The 22,884-nt window shown below is 34.2% G+C and carries 17 protein-coding genes, 1 riboswitch and 1 other annotated feature; of the genes, 16 read left to right on the forward strand and 1 reads right to left on the reverse strand.

What is annotated here, in order from left to right; genetic code table 11:
- The 6 genes from dnaA to gyrA all read left to right on the forward strand — a co-directional run.
- Positions 1-1,365: chromosomal replication initiator protein DnaA (gene dnaA / locus NSQ15_RS00005; RefSeq protein WP_154873867.1), on the forward strand; the 1,365-nt coding region annotated here is incomplete at its 5' end.
- Positions 1,366-1,686: 321 nt separating this feature from the next.
- Positions 1,687-2,820: a DNA polymerase III subunit beta gene (gene dnaN / locus NSQ15_RS00010; RefSeq protein ID WP_340746854.1), complete on the forward strand. Its 1,134-nt coding sequence runs from the start codon at positions 1,687-1,689 to the stop codon at positions 2,818-2,820.
- Between the two features lie 326 nt (positions 2,821-3,146).
- Positions 3,147-3,392 (forward strand): S4 domain-containing protein YaaA, encoded by a 246-nt coding sequence (yaaA, locus tag NSQ15_RS00015; protein WP_176745273.1) that lies wholly within the window; start codon positions 3,147-3,149, stop codon positions 3,390-3,392.
- Positions 3,389-4,504, forward strand: a complete 1,116-nt coding sequence (recF, locus tag NSQ15_RS00020) for a DNA replication/repair protein RecF (RefSeq protein ID WP_340746855.1) — start codon at positions 3,389-3,391, stop codon at positions 4,502-4,504. Before yaaA ends, recF begins: the two co-directional genes overlap by 4 nt.
- A 9-nt stretch (positions 4,505-4,513) precedes the next feature.
- On the forward strand, positions 4,514-6,448 hold the full coding sequence (gene gyrB / locus NSQ15_RS00025) for a DNA topoisomerase (ATP-hydrolyzing) subunit B (RefSeq protein WP_340746856.1): 1,935 nt from the start codon (positions 4,514-4,516) through the stop codon (positions 6,446-6,448).
- 37 nt (positions 6,449-6,485) lie between these two features.
- Positions 6,486-9,161, forward strand: a complete 2,676-nt coding sequence (gene gyrA, locus NSQ15_RS00030; protein WP_029056644.1) for a DNA gyrase subunit A — start codon at positions 6,486-6,488, stop codon at positions 9,159-9,161.
- A 100-nt stretch (positions 9,162-9,261) separates the two neighbouring features.
- On the opposite strand, the gene NSQ15_RS00035 is transcribed toward gyrA, so the two are convergent.
- A complete protein-coding gene (locus tag NSQ15_RS00035) occupies positions 9,262-10,074 on the reverse strand; it encodes an NAD(P)H-hydrate dehydratase (protein WP_017636729.1) in 813 nt (270 codons plus the stop codon).
- Between the two features lie 346 nt (positions 10,075-10,420).
- Between NSQ15_RS00035 and hutH the strand changes: the two genes are divergently transcribed.
- From hutH to NSQ15_RS00085, 10 genes are all read left to right on the forward strand, one after another.
- Entirely contained in the window at positions 10,421-11,920 is a 1,500-nt protein-coding gene (hutH, locus tag NSQ15_RS00040; protein ID WP_154873869.1) for a histidine ammonia-lyase, read from the forward strand.
- Between the two features lie 78 nt (positions 11,921-11,998).
- Positions 11,999-12,216: a binding site (T-box leader), on the forward strand.
- A gap of 84 nt (positions 12,217-12,300) precedes the next feature.
- Complete coding sequence (gene serS / locus NSQ15_RS00045; protein WP_017636731.1) at positions 12,301-13,587, forward strand: serine--tRNA ligase; 1,287 nt, start codon at positions 12,301-12,303, stop codon at positions 13,585-13,587.
- 331 nt (positions 13,588-13,918) lie between these two features.
- Positions 13,919-14,611 (forward strand): AzlC family ABC transporter permease, encoded by a 693-nt coding sequence (locus tag NSQ15_RS00050; RefSeq protein ID WP_029056646.1) that lies wholly within the window; start codon positions 13,919-13,921, stop codon positions 14,609-14,611.
- Positions 14,608-14,937 carry an AzlD domain-containing protein gene (locus NSQ15_RS00055; protein ID WP_154873871.1) on the forward strand — a complete coding sequence of 110 codons (330 nt, stop codon included), beginning with the start codon at positions 14,608-14,610 and terminating at the stop codon, positions 14,935-14,937. The genes NSQ15_RS00050 and NSQ15_RS00055 overlap by 4 nt, the downstream gene beginning before the upstream one ends.
- A 103-nt stretch (positions 14,938-15,040) precedes the next feature.
- Positions 15,041-15,146, forward strand: a riboswitch (SAM riboswitch).
- Positions 15,147-15,211: 65 nt separating this feature from the next.
- Positions 15,212-16,177 carry a homoserine O-acetyltransferase MetX gene (gene metX, locus NSQ15_RS00060; RefSeq protein ID WP_070451761.1) on the forward strand — a complete coding sequence of 322 codons (966 nt, stop codon included), beginning with the start codon at positions 15,212-15,214 and terminating at the stop codon, positions 16,175-16,177.
- 139 nt (positions 16,178-16,316) lie between these two features.
- Positions 16,317-17,258, forward strand: coding sequence for a YybS family protein (locus tag NSQ15_RS00065; protein WP_340746857.1), 942 nt, complete (start codon positions 16,317-16,319; stop codon positions 17,256-17,258).
- Between the two features lie 14 nt (positions 17,259-17,272).
- On the forward strand, positions 17,273-19,240 hold the full coding sequence (locus NSQ15_RS00070; RefSeq protein ID WP_070451759.1) for a DHH family phosphoesterase: 1,968 nt from the start codon (positions 17,273-17,275) through the stop codon (positions 19,238-19,240).
- A complete protein-coding gene (gene rplI, locus NSQ15_RS00075) occupies positions 19,237-19,683 on the forward strand; it encodes a 50S ribosomal protein L9 (protein WP_017636737.1) in 447 nt (148 codons plus the stop codon). The genes NSQ15_RS00070 and rplI overlap by 4 nt, the downstream gene beginning before the upstream one ends.
- 29 nt (positions 19,684-19,712) lie before the next feature.
- Positions 19,713-21,113 carry a replicative DNA helicase gene (gene dnaB / locus NSQ15_RS00080; protein ID WP_017636738.1) on the forward strand — a complete coding sequence of 467 codons (1,401 nt, stop codon included), beginning with the start codon at positions 19,713-19,715 and terminating at the stop codon, positions 21,111-21,113.
- Between the two features lie 285 nt (positions 21,114-21,398).
- On the forward strand, positions 21,399-22,682 hold the full coding sequence (locus NSQ15_RS00085; RefSeq protein WP_154873873.1) for an adenylosuccinate synthase: 1,284 nt from the start codon (positions 21,399-21,401) through the stop codon (positions 22,680-22,682).
- Positions 22,683-22,884: the final 202 nt, after the last annotated feature.

Raw genomic sequence — 22,884 nt, forward strand, 5'->3', positions numbered from 1 at the left:
ATGTCTGAAAAAGAAATTTGGGAAAAAGTATTAGATCTTGCCAAAGAACGAATTTCAAAAATAAGCTTTGATACCTTCGTAAAAGATACGCAACTCTATTCACTCCAAAATGACGAAGCCATCGTATTAGTAAGTGAATCATTTAATGCGAGTTGGCTAAATCAAAAATATAGTGAGATTATGCAAAGCATCATATATGACGTCATTGGTTATGAGGTTAAACCACATTTTATAACTGAAGAAGAATTGTCTAAATATATGAACCCAGATCAAAAACAACCTGAACCAACTTCTACTAAAGAACAAACAACTTCACATAATGTTGAAAACCCAGGTGGTATCGAACAATTTAATACACATAATACGTTTGATACATTTGTTATTGGTCCAGGCAACCGCTTCCCACACGCAGCAAGTTTAGCCGTAGCTGAAGCACCAGCAGAAGCATATAATCCTTTATTTATTTATGGTGGAGTTGGATTAGGAAAGACCCATCTTATGCATGCGATTGGGCATCATGTTTTAAGTAATAATCCTAATGCTAATGTGATTTATACATCTAGTGAGAAATTTACGAATGAATTTATTAAATCTATTCGTGATAATCAAGGTGATGCATTTAGAGAGAAATACCGTAATATCGACGTATTATTAATCGACGATATTCAGTTCATCCAAAATAAGGAACAAACCCAAGAGGAATTTTTCCATACATTTAATGAGCTACATAATAATAGTAAACAAATAGTTATTTCAAGCGATCGCCCACCTAAAGAAATCTCTAAACTATCAGATAGACTTCGTTCACGTTTCGAGTGGGGTTTAATCGTGGATATCACACCACCAGACTACGAAACACGAATGGCTATTTTACAGAAAAAGATAGAAGAAGAAAATTTAGATATACCAATGGAATCTCTAAATTATATTGCTAATCAAATTCAATCCAATATTCGTGAACTCGAGGGTGCGCTAACACGTTTGTTGGCTTATTCACAACTTCAAGGTAAACCAATAACAACTGAATTAGCTGCTGAAGCTTTAAAAGATATTATTCAAGCACCTAAATCTAAAAAGATTACAATTCAAGATATTCAGAAAGTGGTAGGTCAATACTACAATGTACGTATTGAAGACTTTAGTGCTAAAAAACGTACTAAATCCATTGCCTATCCAAGACAAATCGCGATGTATCTTTCAAGAGAACTAACAGATTTCTCATTACCTAAGATTGGGGAAGAGTTCGGCGGTCGTGATCATACTACTGTGATTCACGCTCACGAAAAAATTGTAAATGATATTAAAGCAGATCCAACATTCAAACAAGAAGTAGAGAATTTAGAGAAAGAATTTAGAAATCAATAGTTGGGAAATAATTTTAAATATTAAGCTGTTATAATACAGCTATAATTTAAGATTGAATTTAACTCTAAAAGGGAATAATTACATCGAATATTTTATTTCGCTTATTTTTTCTTTTATAAAGCTAACAGAGATAATCAACTTGTGGATTGTGGACAATGTTGAAAAGGTGTACACAGTATACACACTTTATCCACATGTGTGTAACTTTGGCACGTCAGACTTAATGTCACTTATCCACTAATTCACAAGCCCTACTACTATTACTATGAATTTAAAACCTATATAATTATATATAAACGACTGGAAGGAGTTTAAATTTTAATGATGGAATTCACTATTAAAAGAGATTATTTTATTAATCAATTAAACGATACACTAAAAGCTATTTCACCAAGAACTACATTACCTATACTTACAGGTATTAAAATCGATGCTAAAGATAATGAAGTCATCTTAACTGGTTCAGATTCTGAAATCTCAATTGAAATCTCAATCCCTAAACAAGTAGATGGTGAAGATATTGTAGATATATCAGAAACTGGTTCAGTCGTACTTCCTGGTCGTTTCTTCGTTGATATTATCAAAAAGTTACCAGGAAAAGACGTTAAATTATCTACTAATGAACAATTCCAAACGCTAATTACATCAGGTCATTCTGAATTTAACTTAAGTGGTTTAGATCCAGATCAATATCCATTATTACCTGAAGTATCTAGAGACGATGCAATTCAATTATCTGTAAAAGTATTAAAAAATATCATTGCACAAACGAATTTTGCAGTGTCCACCTCAGAAACACGCCCAGTATTAACTGGTGTGAACTGGCTTATACAAGATAATGAATTAATATGCACAGCAACTGACTCACACCGCTTGGCTGTAAGAAAGTTGAAATTAGAAGATACATCTGAAAACAAAAATGTCATCATTCCAGGTAAAGCATTATCTGAATTAAATAAAATTATGAGTGACACTGACGAAGATATTGATATTTTCTTTGCATCTAACCAAGTGTTATTCAGAGTGGGACATGTCAATTTCATTTCTCGTTTACTTGAAGGTCATTATCCTGATACAACTCGTTTGTTCCCTGAGAACTATGAAATTAAGTTAGGTATTAACAACAGTGAGTTCTATCACGCAATTGATCGTGCATCATTATTAGCCAGAGAAGGTGGCAATAATGTTATCAAGTTAAGTACTGGAAACGAATTAGTTGAATTGTCTTCAACATCTCCAGAAATCGGTACTGTTAAAGAAGAAGTGACAGCAACTGATGTTGAAGGTGGAAATCTTAAAATTTCTTTCAACTCAAAATATATGATGGATGCTTTAAAAGCCATTGATAATGATGAAGTTGAAGTTGAATTCTTTGGTACGATGAAACCATTTATCTTAAAACCAAAAGATGACGATTCAGTAACACAACTTATATTACCGATTCGTACTTACTAAAATATGTTATAGATCAAAAGGAAAAAAGCTGAGACACAAATATTTGTCTCAGCTTTTTTATTTTATTTGAGTTTTAAAGTATGTGAGCCTCTGTATAAGCTTAAGGAAAAATTTTTAGGAGGAATTTTATCGTTTCAGAAAAAACGAAGCAAATATCGCCTTTAAAATTAAAAAATGATAATGTAACTCTCGAAAATCGTATTAAAATGTGCTTTAAAAATAAAAATAGAAAATTATCACATTAAGTAAACGTTTACTTTCTTTGTTTTACATGAAATTTAAGCGCAAAACAGGTATAATATATTAATGACATAAAAAGAAATGGAGTGATGAATTTGATTCAAGAAGTTGTTGTAGAAGGTGACATTACTTTAGGTCAATTTCTGAAAACAGAAGGTATTATTGAATCAGGTGGACAAGCGAAATGGTTCTTACAAGATTTCGAAGTTTTAATCAATGGGCAACGTGAAGTAAGACGTGGCAAAAAATTAGAACATCATGACCGTATCGATATACTTGAATTACCTGAAGATACAGGTGCCTTTTTAATCATTCACCAAGGTGAACAATGAAACTAAATACACTCCAATTGGAAAACTATCGTAACTATGAAGAAGTTACAATCGATTGTCATCCTGTAGTGAATATTCTCATTGGCGAGAATGCACAAGGAAAGACGAATCTCCTTGAATCAATTTACACTTTAGCTTTGGCAAAAAGCCATAGAACTTCAAATGATAAGGAACTCATACGTTTTGATTCTGAGTATGCTAAAATAGAAGGTGAGCTAAATTATAGACATGGCACAATGCCACTAACGATGTTTATTACTAAAAGAGGTAAGCAAGTTAAAGTTAACCACTTAGAGCAAAGCCGACTAACACAATATATCGGACATCTAAATGTGGTGCTTTTTGCACCAGAAGATTTAAACATCGTTAAAGGAGCACCTCTAGTACGTCGTCGTTTTATAGACATGGAGTTGGGACAAATTTCAGCTGTCTATCTAAACGATCTTTCTCAATATCAACGTATTTTAAAACAAAAGAATAATTACCTTAAACAATTACAAATTGGAAATAAGACTGACACAACTATGCTAGAAGTCTTAAATGAGCAATTTGCAGAGTATGCGTTGAAGGTAACGTTACGTCGAGAACATTTTATTAAAGAATTAGAACAATTAGCTCAACCCATACATGCAGGTATTACAAACGAGCGTGAGCAATTAGCGCTCAAATATTTACCAAGTTTGAAAATAAGCAATCACGACCGATCGGAATCAGAAATGCTTGAAGAAGTGTTGGCATTACTTAATGACAATCTTCAAAGAGAAAAAGACCGCGGTGTAAGCCTGTTTGGACCTCATCGTGATGACTTAGGTTTCAATGTTAATGGCATGGATGCACAAACATATGGGTCACAAGGACAGCAGAGAACAACTGCATTGTCTATTAAGCTAGCAGAAATTGAATTAATGAATATAGAAGTTGGAGAATATCCAATTTTATTATTAGATGATGTGTTAAGTGAGCTAGATGATTCTCGACAAACACATTTATTAAGCACAATTCAACATAAAGTACAGACATTTGTAACTACGACATCCGTAGACGGTATTGATCATGAAATCATGAATAACGCTAAGTTATACCGTATTAATCAAGGTGAAATTATAAAGTAACAGAAAGTGATGGTGAATACATTGTCAGATGTAAACAACAATGATAATTATGGTGCTGGCCAGATCCAAGTACTAGAAGGACTGGAAGCGGTTCGTAAACGACCCGGTATGTATATCGGTTCAACTTCAGAAAGAGGATTGCACCACTTAGTATGGGAAATTGTTGATAATAGTATTGACGAAGCGTTAGCAGGTTATGCTGATGAAATTAACGTAACAATTGAAAAAGATAATTGGATTAAAGTTACTGACAATGGACGTGGGATTCCAGTTGATATTCAAGAGAAAATGGGACGCCCAGCAGTTGAAGTTATCTTAACTGTACTTCACGCCGGAGGTAAATTCGGTGGCGGTGGATATAAAGTCTCAGGTGGTTTACATGGTGTTGGGTCATCTGTAGTAAACGCCTTATCAGAAGACTTAGAAGTATATGTACATCGTAACGAAACAGTTTACCACCAAGCTTATAAAAAAGGTGTACCACAATTTGATCTAAAAGAAGTTGGTAGCACTGATAAGACAGGTACAGTCATTCGCTTTAAAGCAGATAGTAGTATCTTTACTGAGACAACTGTTTACAACTATGAAACATTACAACAACGTATTCGTGAATTAGCTTTCTTAAACAAAGGAATTCAAATCACTTTAACTGACGAACGTGATGAAGATGAAATTAGACAAGATTCATATCACTATGAAGGTGGTATTAAGTCTTACGTAGAAATGCTAAATGAAAATAAAGAACCGATTCACGGCGAGCCAATTTATATTCATCAATCTAAAGACGATATCGAAGTAGAAATTGCGATGCAATATAATAAAGGCTACGCAACTAACCTATTAACATATGCTAATAACATTCATACGTATGAAGGTGGTACACATGAAGATGGTTTCAAACGAGCATTAACACGTGTACTAAACAGTTATGGTATGAATAGTAAAATTATCAAAGAAGATAAAGATAGACTTTCAGGTGAGGATACACGTGAAGGTTTAACAGCTATCGTTTCTATCAAACATGGTGATCCTCAATTCGAAGGTCAAACTAAAACGAAATTAGGTAACTCAGAAGTTCGTCAAGTAGTAGACAAATTATTTGCTGAATACTTTGAACGTTTCTTATATGAAAATCCTAATGTGGCTAGAATTATTGTTGAAAAAGGTATTATGGCATCTCGTGCGCGTGTAGCAGCTAAAAAAGCACGTGAAGTCACACGTCGTAAATCAGCTTTAGAAATTTCAAGTTTACCTGGTAAACTTGCTGATTGTTCAAGTAAAAACCCAGAAGAAAGTGAAATATTTATTGTCGAAGGTGACTCTGCCGGTGGGTCTACAAAATCAGGACGTGACTCAAGTACACAAGCAATATTGCCATTAAGAGGTAAAATCCTTAACGTTGAAAAAGCACGTTTAGATCGTATTTTAAATAACAATGAAATTCGTTCTATGATTACTGCATTTGGTACAGGTATTGGCGGAGAATTTGATATTTCAAAAGCACGTTATCATAAAATTATTATTATGACAGATGCCGATGTAGACGGTGCGCATATTAGAACATTATTATTAACATTCTTCTATCGTTTTATGAGACCACTTATAGAAGCGGGCTATGTATACATTGCACAACCGCCATTGTTTAAATTAACACAAGGTAAACAAAAATATTACGTCTTTAACGAGAGAGAATTAGATAAATTAAAAGAAGAATTGAATCCAACACCTAAATGGTCAATTGCACGTTACAAAGGTCTTGGTGAAATGAACGCTGATCAATTATGGGAAACAACAATGAATCCAGAACATCGTGCAATGCTTCAAGTATCTTTAGAAGATGCGATTGATGCCGACCAAACATTTGAAATGTTAATGGGAGATGTTGTTGAAAATCGTAGACAATTTATCGAAGATAACGCAGTCTATGCCAACCTAGATTTCTAAGTAGAAATGAACTGAACTTTTGAAGGAGGATCTCTTGATGGCTGAATTACCTCAATCAAGAATTAATGAACGAAATATAACCAATGAAATGCGCGAATCATTTTTAGACTATGCAATGAGTGTTATCGTTTCTCGTGCATTGCCAGACGTCAGAGACGGATTGAAACCAGTTCATCGTCGTATTTTATACGGATTAAATGAACAAGGTATGACACCAGACAAATCTTATAAAAAATCAGCACGTATTGTTGGGGACGTAATGGGTAAATATCACCCCCATGGTGACTCATCAATTTATGAAGCAATGGTAAGAATGGCACAAGAATTCAGTTATCGTTATCCATTAGTTGATGGACAAGGTAACTTTGGTTCTATGGATGGTGATGGAGCTGCTGCCATGCGTTATACCGAAGCACGTATGACTAAAATCACTTTAGAACTTTTACGTGACATCAATAAAGATACAATTGATTTTATTGATAACTATGATGGTAATGAAAGAGAGCCGTCAGTCTTACCTGCTCGTTTCCCTAACTTATTAGTAAACGGTGCTGCAGGTATCGCGGTTGGTATGGCAACAAATATACCACCACATAATTTAACTGAAGTCATTGATGGTGTCTTAAGTTTAAGTAAGAATCCAGACATCTCTATTAGCGAATTAATGGAAGATATCCAAGGTCCTGATTTTCCTACTGCAGGTCTTATCTTAGGTAAAAGTGGTATTAGACGTGCTTATGAAACAGGTAGAGGTTCTATACAAATGCGTTCACGTGCTGAAATCGAAGAACGCGGTGGCGGTCGTCAACGTATCGTAGTTACAGAAATACCTTTCCAAGTAAACAAGGCACGTATGATAGAGAAAATTGCTGAACTTGTTCGTGATAAGAAAATCGATGGTATTACTGATTTACGTGATGAAACAAGTTTACGTACAGGTGTAAGAGTTGTTATTGATATTCGTAAAGATGCAAATGCTAGCGTTATATTAAATAACTTATATAAACAAACACCATTACAAACATCATTTGGTGTGAATATGATTGCCCTAGTTAATGGCAGACCTAAACTAATCAATCTTAAAGAAGCATTAGTACACTACTTAGAACATCAAAAAACAGTCGTACGTAGACGTACTGAATATAATTTAAGAAAAGCCAAAGATCGTGCGCATATTTTAGAAGGTTTACGTATAGCGCTAGATCATATCGATGAAATTATTACGACGATTCGTGAATCTGAAACAGATAAAGTCGCAATGGAAAGCTTGCAAGAACGATTTAAATTGTCTGAGCGACAAGCACAAGCCATTTTAGACATGCGTTTAAGACGTCTGACTGGTTTAGAAAGAGACAAAATTGAATCAGAATATAATGATTTATTAGCATATATCGATGAATTAGAAGCTATTCTAGCGGACGAAGAAGTGTTATTACAATTAGTTCGTGACGAATTAACAGAAGTTAAAGAACGTTATGGTGACGAACGTCGTACAGAAATTCAACTTGGTGGCTTAGATGACATTGAAGATGAAGACTTAATCCCAGAAGAACAAATTGTTATTACTCTAAGTCATAATAACTATATTAAACGTCTCCCTGTATCTACATATCGTGCACAAAACCGTGGCGGTCGTGGTGTACAAGGTATGAATACTTTAGAAGAAGACTTCGTGAGTCAATTGGTTACGTTAAGTACACACGATAACGTCTTATTCTTTACAAATAAAGGACGCGTATACAAACTTAAAGGCTATGAAGTACCAGAACTTTCTCGTCAATCTAAAGGTATTCCAATTGTGAATGCCATTGAACTTGAAAATGATGAAAGTATTAGTACAATGATAGCTGTTAAAGACCTAGAAAGAGAAGATAACTACTTAGTGTTTGCTACACGTAAAGGTATCGTTAAACGTTCATCATTAAGTAATTTCTCTCGTATTAACAAAAACGGTAAAATTGCGATTAACTTTAAAGAAGATGATGAGTTAATTGCGGTTAGACTGACAGATGGTGAAGAAGATATCCTCATCGGTACAGCACATGCATCATTAATTCGCTTCTCTGAAAAAGCGTTACGTCCACTTGGTCGTACAGCAGCAGGTGTGAAAGGTATTACCTTACGTGAAGGTGATGAAGTTGTTGGCTTAGATGTTGCTCATGCTAATAGCGAAGACGAAGTGTTAGTTGTTACTGAAAATGGTTACGGTAAACGTACACCAGTTAGTGAATACCGATTATCTAATCGTGGTGGTAAAGGTATTAAAACTGCAACGATTACAGAACGTAATGGTAATATCGTATGTATTACTACAGTAACAGGTGAAGAAGACTTAATGGTTGTAACAAACGCAGGTGTGATCATTCGTCTTGATGTACATGATATTTCTCAAAATGGACGTTCTGCACAGGGTGTTAGACTTATGCGTTTAGGTAACGAACAATTCGTTTCTACAGTTGCTAAAGTAAAACAAGAAGACGAAGCAGATGTAGAAGATGAGAACGAAGAAAGTACTCAAAATGATCAAACTGGACCTAGCAATGAAGAAGTCATTGAAGGTGGCGCACCTGGTCAAGCTATTCAAACAGAAGTTACTGACGAAGAACAAGATAATTCAGATAACGATGAACGTATCGATGTAAGACAAGACTTTATGGATCGTGTCAATGAAGACATTGAAAATGATTCAGACGAAGATAATGAAGAAGAATAAAATTAAAATATAGACTAAAAATAAGACTTCCCTATAATAAGGGAAGTCTTATTTTGTGTTATATATGATTGAAATAGGACTTTAAGAAATATCTTATATCCTATTCTTCTAATTGCTTCATAGCAAATGGGATTTCATTAATTAAACGAGATGGTGGTACCACATACATCTTTTCTGATAACTTTTCGCCAATATAACTATGTGTATATGTGGCACTCATTACCGCTTCTTTAATACTATCAAATTGTCCTACAAAACTAGTAATCATACCAGCTAGTGTATCACCCATACCACCAGTAGCCATTGCTGGACTACCGATAGCTAATTTATAATCTTCATTTCTAAAGAATATCTCAGTACCATGCTTTTTAAGTACCACTGTAGCTCCTAATTGATTTACCGCTTCACGGTTACGTTCATATGTTTGTTCATCAATTGGAATACCACTTAATCGTTCCCATTCCTTTTGATGAGGCGTGAAGATAACACGACATGATGGTAATTGAGGTTTAAGTTTACTAAAGATAGTAATTGCATCACCATCGACGATTAAATTCTGATGAGGTTGAATATTTTGTAGTAGGAAAGTAATCGCATTATTCCCTTTAAAGTCTACGCCAAGTCCTGGACCAATTAAGATACTATCAGTCATTTCTATCATTTTAGTAAGCATCTTAGTGTCATTAATATCAATTACCATGGCTTCTGGACATCTAGAATGTAATGCTGCATGGTTTGTTGGATGCGTCGCAACAGTGATTAATCCACTACCACTAAATACACATGCACGTGCCGCTAACATAATTGCACCGCCTAAATTGGCAGAGCCACCAATTAATAGAATTTTACCGTAATCGCCTTTATGAGTATCTTCTTTTCTTTTGGGGATATTAACCGTATCTAAAGTTTCCATCTACCTAAACCTCCTTTTACCGGTATTATCTATTTGATTTAACAGTACTTACCGGGTTCAAATTTTTAATTAATATATAGTTGTAGCCTAATACATTTACTTATGAAAAAGGCTTACTCATTTCAAATACAATAGAAAATACTATACCTGTAATAGACTTTCGTCAATAGGTATTTAAGAAATATCACAGTCTACCTCATACACCAAAATTAAAATATTTTAGCGTATTAAATAATTAAATTGGTAATGTAATACAAAAATTATAAAAGGTATTGTTTATGTAAAAATGAAAACGTATACTTTTTACTGATAGAAGTTTTAATTCTACAAAAAGGGAGCTGTTTCTATGACTTTATTTTTAAATGGAGATGCTTTAACGATTGAAGATATCAAACAATTATTACACCAAGATTTAAAAATTGAAATTACAGAAGAAGCATTAGAAAGAGTTAAAAAAAGTAGAAGTGTAGTAGAAGGAATTATTAATAATAATGAAACGATTTATGGTATTACAACTGGTTTCGGTCTATTTAGTGATGTGCGTATTGATTCTACGCAATATAATGATTTACAAGTCAATTTAATACGTTCACATGCATGTGGTATGGGTGAACCCTTCTCTGAAGAAGTATCGCTTGTTATGATGATTTTACGTTTAAATACATTATTGAAAGGACATTCCGGTGTAACATTAGAATTAGTTGATCAATTACAATATTTTATCAATGAACGCATTATACCTGTGATTCCGCAACAAGGTTCATTAGGAGCTTCTGGTGACTTAGCGCCTTTATCTCATTTAGCGTTAGCGCTTATCGGTGAAGGTCTTGTATATTATAAAAATGAAGAAGTAGACAATCGGTATGTCTTAAATGAATTAGGAAGAACACCATTACATTTACAAGCAAAAGAAGGATTAGCTTTAATCAATGGAACACAAGCTATGACAGCTCAAGGCGTTATCAACTATATAGAAGCGGAAGATTTAGGATACCAAGCAGAATGGGTTGCTTCATTAACGCACCAAGCATTAAACGGTATCATTGATGCATATGACCATAGAGTGCATACCGTTAGAAATAGTCAAGAACAGGTTGATGTAGCTGCACGTATGAGTGACTGGTTATCAGATTCTCAATTAACGACAAGACAAGCTGAAATTCGCGTTCAAGATGCATACTCTTTACGTTGCATTCCACAAATTCATGGCGCTAGCTATCAAGTGTTTAATTATGTAAAAGAAAAGTTAGAGTTTGAAATGAATGCCGCTAATGATAATCCTCTTATATTTGAAGAAGATGGTGAAACTACAGTTATTTCTGGAGGTAATTTCCATGGCCAACCGATTGCATTTGCTTTAGATCATTTAAAACTAGGTGTGAGCGAACTAGCAAACGTTTCTGAGCGACGTGTTGAACGTTTAGTTAATCCACAACTTAATGGAGATTTACCAGCATTTTTAAGTCCAGAGCCTGGATTACAAAGTGGTGCGATGATTATGCAATATGCAGCAGCAAGTTTAGTTTCAGAAAATAAAACATTAGCTCATCCAGCAAGTGTAGATTCTATCCCTTCTTCAGCTAACCAAGAAGACCATGTTTCAATGGGAACTATCGCCTCAAGACATGGTTATCAAATGATTGAAAATGCGAGAAGAGTTATTGCAATTGAATGTATTATTGCCTTACAAGCTGTCGAACTTAAAGGTATAGAAGGATTATCACCAAAAACACGTGCTAAATATGACGAATTTAGAAATATTGTGCCATCTATTAAACAAGACAGACAATTCCATAAAGACATAGAAGCTGTATCCCAGTATCTAAAAGATAGTGCATATCATTAAGATCAGTTAAATAAAATTATTGAATTTTAAAATAACTTGAAAATTACAAAAAACTTTGCTATATTGTGAGTAAGTTAATAAAACATTGTTCGTAGGCCAAGTAGTATTAATGATGGATTTCAGAGAGCTTGTGGTTAGTGAGAACAAGTAATCCACTTTAATGTGAATCTACCTACATATAGTGAACAACCGGTGAATAACCGTTATTTTAGTTAAGTGCAGATAAAGTAATATCTTTGTTAGATATTTTCTTTGTTTGTTAAATAGGGTGGCAACGCGTAGACCACGTCCCTTGTTGGGGCGTGGTCTTTTTGTATGCTTTTATACATAATTGTCACGCTAAATATAAATTATAGGAAATGGGAAAGGATGAAGGTTTCATGTTAGATATTAAACTTTTTAGAACTGAGCCAGATAGAGTTAAGAGCAAAATTGAATTAAGAGGAGACGACCCTAAAGTAGTCGATGAAGTATTAGAATTAGACGAAAAACGTCGTACTTTAATTAGCAAGACAGAAGAAATGAAAGCACAACGTAATAAAGTAAGTGAAGAAATTGCTCAGAAGAAACGTAATAAAGAAAACGCTGATGACGTTATTGCTGAAATGCGTCAATTAGGTGATGATATTAAAGAATATGATACACAATTAAATGAAATTGATAATAAAATGACTGATATTCTTGTCCGTATTCCTAACCTTATCAATGATGATGTACCTCAAGGTGATTCAGATGAAGAAAATATTGAAGTTAAAAAATGGGGTACACCACGTGAATTTGATTTTGAAGCTAAAGCTCACTGGGATATCGTAGAAGATCTTAAAATGGCTGATTTTGATCGTGCTGCTAAAATCTCTGGTGCACGTTTCGTATACTTAACAAGAGATGGCGCACAATTAGAACGTGCTTTAATGAACTATATGATTACTAAACATACAACTCAACATGGTTACACTGAAATGATGGTTCCTCAATTAGTTAACTCTGATACTATGTTTGGTACAGGACAATTACCTAAATTCGAAGAAGACTTATTTAAAGTAGAAAAAGAAGGATTATACACAATCCCAACTGCTGAAGTACCTTTAACTAACTTCTACCGTGATGAAATTATTCAACCAGGCGTATTACCTGAAAAATTCACTGGACAATCTGCATGTTTCCGTAGTGAAGCGGGTTCAGCTGGTAGAGATACAAGAGGTTTAATTCGTTTACACCAATTCGATAAAGTTGAAATGGTACGTTTCGAAAAACCTGAAGATTCTTGGGATGCTTTAGAAGAAATGACATCAAACGCTGAAGCTATCTTAGAAGAATTAGGTTTACCATACCGTCGTGTGATTCTTTGTACTGGAGATATCGGATTCAGTGCTAGTAAAACATATGACTTAGAAGTATGGTTACCAAGCTACAATGATTACAAAGAAATTAGTTCTTGCTCAAACTGTACTGATTTCCAAGCACGTCGTGCAAATATCCGTTTCAAACGTGATAATGCAGCTAAACCTGAATTAGCGCATACGTTAAATGGTAGTGGTTTAGCTGTAGGTCGTACATTCGCAGCAATCGTTGAGAACTACCAAAATGAAGATGGTACTGTAACAATCCCTGAAGCCTTAGTACCATTCATGGGTGGTAAAACTCACATTCAAAAGCCAACTAAATAATAAGATTGTTTGCGAATAAATAGTAAACATGCGTGGTAATGAAGAGCCATCATTGCCACGTATTTTTTTATGCCATTTTATATATGAAGTGGGGTAGGGGGAGCATTAAATTAATAAATATCCGTAATTATATGTAGGTAAGTCTAAATATTTATTGAAAATTCTGTCATATATTAAACGTTGTAATGACAACGATTTTAAACGGAAGTTTGTCTAACGTCACACATACAGTAGTCTAAAAATATTGCCGTTTTGTGAATTGTATATTAGACTTGAATTTATTATTTACGATCTTATAAATAGAATGAAAAAGGGGGCGACACATACATATATGACACATCTCACATTTAGACAAGGCGTGAAAGAATGTATTCCAACTTTATTTGGATATGCAGGCGTAGGTATTTCGTTTGGAATTGTTGCCGCATCTCAAAAGTTTAGTTTGTTAGAAATTATTTTACTTTGTTTAATTATTTATGCAGGTGCTGCTCAATTTATTATTTGTGCTTTAGTAATTGCAGGTACACCTATAACTGCGATAGTATTAACAACATTTATTGTGAATTCACGCATGTTTCTATTGAGTATGACTTTAGCGCCCAATTATAAATCTTATAGTTTATGGAATAGAGTTGGTTTAGGGTCACTCGTAACCGATGAAACATTTGGTGTTGCCATCACGCCGTATTTAAAGGGAGAATCAATTAATGATCGATGGTTACATGGATTAAATATTACTGCATATTTATTTTGGACATTTTCATGTGTGGTTGGGGCGCTCTTTGGAAAATATATTTCAAACCCAGAAATGTTAGGATTAGACTTTGCTATTACTGCTATGTTCGTCTTCTTAGGTATCGCTCAATTTGAATCGGTTAAGAAATCTAAAATTAATATTTATCTTGTTTTAATTTTATTCGTTATTGTGATGATGCTAGCGTTAAGCTTTGTTATGCCATCATATGTAGCGATTATTATTTCAGCAGTGGTCGCTTCTGCACTTGGGGTGGTGATGGATAGATGATGACAGATACGCATATGTTAGTTGTAATCATATTATGTGGTGTAGTTACACTATTGGTTAGAATTATTCCATTTATGATGATTTCACGAGTTAGTTTGCCAGATGTTGTGATACGATGGCTTTCATTTATTCCTATTACACTTTTTACAGCACTCGTTTTAGACGGCATCATTCAACAACATGAGGGTAGTGTAGGATACACTTTAAATATTCCATTCATTATTGCTCTTATACCTACAGTACTTTTAGCAATTTTAACGAGAAGTCTAACTTGGACTATTTTAGGTGGTGTTGCCTTTATAGCGATTTTAAGATATTTTATTTAACATTTCCTTCGTATCATATTGAATTTCAAATTCGAGTTAGTTAAACTTTAAGTAATTAGAATATTTTGATAATTATCGTTTTTCTTAAAAACTTAATCATAAAACCTTATTCAGAGAAGTTGAGGGACTTGGCCCGTAGACGCTTCAGCAACCGGCTACAAATATTAAGAGTACGGTGCTAAAACCAACGATTACTCGAATGATAAGTACTGAACTGCTTCTTACTTTTCAAAGAGTAAGAAGCTTTTTTATTTAAAGGAGGATGGATTGATATATGTCGAATTATATTGTTGATACATTACATTTAGGCGAATTCACGACTGAGTCAGGAGAAACAATACAAGATTTGAAACTAAGATATGAACATGTAGGTTATCCTGGACAACCATTAGTACTGGTCTGTCATGCGCTAACTGGTAATCATTTAACATATGGTACTAATGACAATCCAGGTTGGTGGCGTGAAATTATTGATGGTGGATATATGCCAATTAATGATTATCAATTTTTAACATTTAACGTCATTGGCAGTCCGTTTGGTTCAAGTTCAAAATTTAACGATAAGCACTTTCCTAATCATTTAACATTAAGAGATATAGTTCGTGCCCTTGAAAAAGGGATGGCAGCATTAGGATTTAATAAAATTGATATATTGATTGGTGGAAGCTTAGGTGGTATGCAAGCGTTAGAATTTCTTTATAATCAACGTTTTCCTGTGAATAAAGCGGTCATACTAGCCGCTACTGAAAAAACGTCATCATATAGTCGAGCATTTAATGAAATTGCAAGACAAGCCATTCATATCGGAGGCAAGGAAGGTTTAAGTATTGCTCGTCAATTAGGATTCTTAACCTATCGTTCTTCGAAAAGTTATGATCAGCGATTCACTCCAGAAGAAGTTGTCAATTACCAACAACATCAAGGAGATAAATTCAAAGAATCATTTGATTTATCATGCTATTTAACACTGCTAGATGTCTTAGATAGTCATAATATTGATAGAGGTAGAGATGATGTTGATGAAGTGTTCAAATCACTAGATACTAAAGTCTTAACAATGGGATTTATTGATGATTTATTATACCCTGACGATCAAGTGTTAGCTGCGGGGCAACGATTTAAATATCATCGTCACATTTTCGTACCAGATAATATTGGACATGATGGCTTTTTACTAAACTTTGAAACTTGGGCACCTAATCTATATTACTTTTTAAATTTAAAACAAATAAGACGTTAGTTAACTAACTTGAAGTAGTAATTAGAATAAATATTTTTAATAGGAAGCATGCGAGAAATCACCCTTCGTAAATGACTATAGTACTTTATTGTTTATTTTTTTCAAAGAGGTTAAAATAGTAGTTATAGTCAAAAAAAGTATGGGAGTGGCGTGTGTGTTTTCAAAAATACAACCTAAAGCAACTATTATAGGGACTTTAGTATTAGCGATAGTAGCTTTAGTAACACATGTATTACCTATTCTCGGCTTAATTTTATGTTTATTTGCAACAATCCCAGGTGTCGTGTTATGGAATAAATCTATTCAATCATTTGGAATTAGTGCTTTAGTAACAGTTATAATTACAACCTTATTAGGTAATACATTCGTCTTAAGTATCATGGTTCTAGTGATTTTAACAAGTTTAATCATTGGACAATTACTTAAGGAAAGAGCAACAAAAGAAAGAATTTTATATGTAACAACGGTATCTCTAAGCTTAATGACATTGATAGGATTCATGTTATTACAAGTATTTGAAAAAATACCAAGAGCAACCGCATTAGTTAACCCTGTTAAAGAAACCGTACATAACGTTTTATTAACAAGTGGAGCAAATACTGATTATAGACAGATGCTTGAAGAAAGCATCCGCAAAATGACGGTCCAACTCCCAAGTTATCTCATTATTATCGTTTTCCTTATCGTTTTAATTAATCTGATTATAACATTTCCAATCCTACGTAAATTCAAAGTAGCGACGCCTATATTCAAGCCATTATTTGCTTGGCAAATGAATCGTACGCTATTAACAATCTATATTATTGATTTAATTTGCGTGATGTTTGCGACTCAACCAAATACTTTCCAGAGTATCGTTTTGAACTTTGAAGTTGTGTTATCATTAGTGATGTACATTCAAGGGATGAGCGTCATTCATTTCTTCGGGAAAGCGAAACGATTACCGAATGTAGTAACAGTTATATTAATGATTTTAGGAACATTATTAACACCTATGACACACATTGTAGGATTAATTGGTGTCATTGATTTATGTATTAATTTAAAACAACTAATGAATAACAATAATAATAAAAAGTGATGAGAGGTGGAAAAATGAACCGTCAATCCACTAAAAAAGCTTTGCTCATACCTTTTATTGTAATGGCATTAACAGCCATTGCTTTAGTCATCGTTTGGTTTATATTTAACCAAATTATCGCAGGTATAGCGGCAGGGGTACTACTAGTGATGTTAATTGCTAGTGGATTCTTGTTGAGACAAGCTTTTATGAAAATGGACAATTACGTGGATGATTTAAGTGGCCATATTACAACGAGTAGTAATAAGGCAATTAAACACTTGCCAATCGGGATGATTGTATTAGATGAAAATGACCATATTGAATGGGTTAACCAATTTATGTCTGAACATCTAACAACAAACGTGATTTCAGAATCGGTTAATGAAGTATTTCCCAATATTTTAAAGCAATTAGAGAAAGTTCAAGAAATTGAAATTGAACACGAAAATTATCATTTCAGAGTACGTTATTCTGATAATGAACATTGTTTATACTTCTTTAATATTACAGAAGAGGTACAAACTAATCAGTTATATGAAGATTCTAAACCAATTATCATGACATTATTCTTAGATAACTACGATGAAATCACGCAAAATATGAACGATACACAACGTTCTGAAATTAACTCTATGGTTACACGAGTAATCAGCAGATGGACTTCAGAATATGGTATCTTCTTTAAACGTTATAATTCAGATCAATTCGTAGCATATTTAAACCAAAAGATTTTAGCAGAAATTGAAAACTCAAATTTCAATATTCTAAGTCAATTACGTGAAAAAAGTGTCGGCTACCGCGCCCAACTTACATTAAGTATAGGTGTTGGTGAAGGTACTGAAAATCTTATTGACCTTGGTGAATTATCACAATCAGGCTTAGACTTAGCATTAGGCCGTGGTGGTGACCAAGTTGCTATTAAAAATATGAATGGTAACGTGCGTTTCTATGGTGGTAAGACTGACCCAATGGAAAAACGTACACGCGTAAGAGCACGAGTTATCTCACATGCATTAAAAGATATCTTAACTGAAGGCGATAAAGTTATCGTTATGGGACATAAACGACCAGACTTAGACGCTATAGGCGCAGCAATCGGTGTATCTAGATTTGCATTAATGAATAACTTAGAATCATATGTTGTGTTAAATGAATCAGATATCGACCCAACATTGCGTCGTGTTATGGATGAAATTGATAAGAAACCAGAACTTAAAGAACGTTTCATTACGTCCGATGATGCATGGGACATGATGACTTCGAAAACAACAGTCGTTGTCGTTGATACACATAAACCAGAAATGGTCTTAGATGAAAATGTATTAAACAAAGCTAACCGTAAAGTAGTCATTGATCACCATAGACGAGGCGAAAGCTTTATTTCTAATCCTTTATTGGTATATATGGAACCTTACGCAAGTTCAACAGCAGAACTTGTAACAGAGTTATTAGAATATCAACCAACAGAACAACGCTTAACAAGACTTGAATCAACAGTAATGTATGCTGGTATTATTGTCGATACACGTAACTTCACATTACGTACAGGTTCAAGAACGTTTGATGCGGCAAGCTATTTACGTGCTCATGGTGCAGATACAATCTTAACGCAACACTTCTTAAAAGATGATGTCGATACGTACATTAATCGTTCTGAATTAATTAGAACAGTAGAAGTACAAGATAATGGCGTTGCAATTGCCCATGGATCTGACGATAAGATTTATCATCCTGTTACAGTTGCACAAGCAGCCGATGAGTTGTTAAGTTTAGAAGGTATAGAAGCTTCTTATGTAGTCGCGAAACGTGAAGATAATTTAGTTGGTATATCTGCCCGTTCATTAGGTGCTGTTAACGTTCAGTTAACTATGGAAGCCTTAGGTGGCGGTGGACACTTAACTAACGCAGCGACTCAATTAAAAGGCGTCTCAGTTGAAGAGGCTATCGCACAATTACAACAAGCTATAACAGAACAAATGAGTAGGAGTGAAAACGCATGAAAGTAATTTTTACACAAGATGTTAAAGGTAAAGGTAAAAAAGGCGAAGTTAAAGATGTACCAGTAGGTTATGCAAATAATTTCTTATTAAAAAATAATTACGCTGTAGAAGCGACTCCTGGTAACTTAAAACAATTAGAACAACAAAATAAACGTGCTGAAGCAGATAGACAACAAGAGATTGAAGATGCTAAAGCATTAAAAGAAAAATTAGCAAATATCGAAGTTGAAGTATCTGCTAAAACTGGTGAAGGCGGCAAATTATTTGGTTCAGTAAGTACGAAACAAATTGCGCAAGCACTTAAAGATCAACATGATATTAAACTTGATAAACGTAAAATGGATTTACCACAAGGTATCCACACTTTAGGTTATACAAACGTACCTGTTAAATTAGACAAAGAAGTTGAAGGTACAATTCGTGTGCATACAGTAGAACAATAAGATGGATTGAAATAGAGGTGTGATCAATAATGGATAATATGTACGAGCAAAATCAAATGCCACATAGCAACGAAGCCGAACAATCTGTCTTAGGTGCCATTATTATTGATCCAGAATTGATTAATACAACTCAGGAAGTGTTACTTCCTGAGTCATTTTATAGAGGCGCCCATCAACACATTTTCCGTGCGATGATGCACTTAAATGAAGATAACAAAGAAATTGATGTTGTGACGTTGATGGATCAACTTACAACTGAAGGAAGTTTAAGTGAAGCGGGTGGTCCGCAATATCTTGCAGAATTATCTACAAACGTACCTACTACAAGAAACGTTCAGTATTATACGGATATCGTATTCAAACACGCGCTTAAACGTAAGTTAATTCAAACTGCAGATAGTATTGCTAATGATGGATATAATGATGAATTAGAATTAGATACTATTTTAAGTGATGCGGAACGACGTATTTTAGAACTGTCATCCACACGTGAGAGTGATGGCTTTCAAGATATTAGAGACGTATTAGGTAAAGTGTATGAAACTGCGGAAGAACTCGATCAAAATAGTGGTCAAACACCAGGTATACCAACAGGCTACCGTGATTTAGACCAAATGACAGCAGGATTTAACCGAAATGATTTGATTATATTAGCGGCACGTCCATCTGTAGGTAAGACTGCCTTCGCGCTTAATATTGCACAAAAGGTAGCGACACATGAAGATTTATATACTGTTGGAATCTTCTCACTAGAGATGGGGGCAGACCAATTAGCTACACGTATGATTTGTAGTTCAGGTAATGTCGACTCTAACCGTTTGAGAACTGGTACTATGACGGAAGAAGACTGGAACAGATTTACTATTGCAGTCGGTAAGTTATCCCGAACTAAAATATTTATCGATGACACGCCAGGTATTCGAATCAATGATATACGTTCTAAATGCCGTCGCCTTAAACAAGAACACGGTTTAGATATGATTGTGATTGACTATCTTCAATTAATACAAGGTAGTGGTTCAAGATTCTCAGACAACCGTCAACAAGAAGTATCTGAAATCTCACGTACGCTTAAAGCTATTGCTCGTGAATTAGAATGTCCAGTTATCGCATTGAGTCAGTTATCACGTGGTGTGGAACAACGACAAGATAAACGACCAATGATGAGTGATATTCGTGAATCAGGTTCTATCGAGCAAGATGCTGATATCGTCGCTTTCTTATACCGTGATGATTATTATAATCGTGGTGAAGATGAGGATGATGACGATGATTCAAGTTTTGAACCACAAACTAATGATGATAATGGTGAAATTGAAATCATCATCGCTAAACAACGTAACGGCCCAACCGGTACCGTGAAACTACACTTCATGAAACAATATAATAAATTTACTGATATTGATTATGCTCATGCAGAAATGGGATAAAAATATTACGAATAAATTTCCGTACAATAAAATTAATTTTAGTTTTATTGTACGGTTTTTATTTTGTCTTTTAGCTTGATATTATGAATAAGTTTGTATATTAATTTTTAGTTAATTACTCTAAAATACTTTGCTTGAAGGGTTTAACAGACTTTTGAAGGTTATATGTTTTCTTAAAAGGTAAATCATGTTGCCCAAAATTAATGTTCGATTTTTATTTGCAATATGGTATTTATATTGGTAAAATACTTCATGGTTAAATGAGAAAAATTTGGAGGTGCTCATATGTCATCAATCGTAGTAGTTGGGACTCAATGGGGAGACGAAGGTAAAGGTAAAATTACTGATTTCTTAGCAGAGCAAGCAGATGTTATTGCACGTTTTTCAGGTGGTAATAACGCAGGACATACCATTCAATTTGGTGGAGAAACATATAAATTACATTTAGTACCATCAGGTATCTTTTATAAAGATAAATTAGCAGTAATCGGTAATGGTGTAGTTGTAGATCCAGTTGCATTACTTAAAGAATTAGACGGTTTAAATGAACGTGGTATCTCAACAGATAACTTACGTATTTCAAACCGCGCGCAAGTGATTTTACCTTATCATATCGCACAAGACGAATTTGAAGAGCGTCTTCGTGGTGATAATAAAATCGGTACAACGAAAAAAGGTATCGGCCCAGCATACGTAGATAAAGCACAACGAATTGGTATCCGTATGGGAGACCTAATGGAAAAAGAAACTTTCGAAAGACGTCTAAAAGAAAATATTGCATATAAATCAGCATATTTCAAAGGTATGTTTAACGAAACTTGCCCTAGCTTTGAAGATATGTTTGAAGAATATTACGTTGCAGGTCAACGTTTAAAAGAATTCGTTACAGATACACCTAAAATATTAGATGATGCATTTGTTGCGGATGAGAAAGTATTATTCGAAGGTGCACAAGGTGTTATGTTAGATATCGACCATGGTACATACCCATTCGTAACTTCAAGTAACCCAGTAGCAGGTAACGTAACTGTAGGTACAGGTGTAGGTCCAACTTACGTGTCTAAAGTAATTGGTGTTTGTAAAGCATATACATCACGTGTTGGTGATGGCCCATTCCCTACTGAATTATTTGATGAAGATGGACATCATATTAGAGAAGTTGGTCGTGAATATGGTACAACAACAGGACGTCCTCGTCGTGTAGGTTGGTTCGACTCAGTAGTATTACGTCATTCACGTCGTGTAAGTGGTATCACAGACTTATCTATCAACTCAATTGACGTTTTAACAGGTTTAGATACAGTTAAAATTTGTACTGCTTATGAATTAGACGGTGAAAAAATTACTGAATATCCTGCAAACCTAGATCAATTACAACGTTGTAAACCAATCTTCGAAGAGTTACCAGGTTGGACAGAAGATATTACGGGTTGTCGCAGTTTAGAAGAATTACCTGAAAATGCACGTAAATATTTAGAACGTATTTCTGAATTATGTGGCGTACACATTTCAATCTTCTCAGTTGGTCCAGACCGTGAGCAAACAAACCTATTAGAAAAATTATGGTAAAAGTTAGACAACAATAAATTTTATACTCTAATATTTTGAAAAAAACCGATTCGTCCATAAAAGCGAATCGGTTTTTTCTTGTTTAAATAAACAATTAAAATTTGTGGTAATGAGGGAGCATGTTTAAATCATTTCAATTCAATGCCATTGTATATACACATATTCAATTCAAGTAAGTCATTTTCAAATAATCATAAGTCTA

The organism is Staphylococcus sp. FSL W8-0774, from assembly GCF_038006785.1.
Taxonomy (GTDB): Bacteria; Bacillota; Bacilli; order Staphylococcales; family Staphylococcaceae; genus Staphylococcus; species Staphylococcus pasteuri.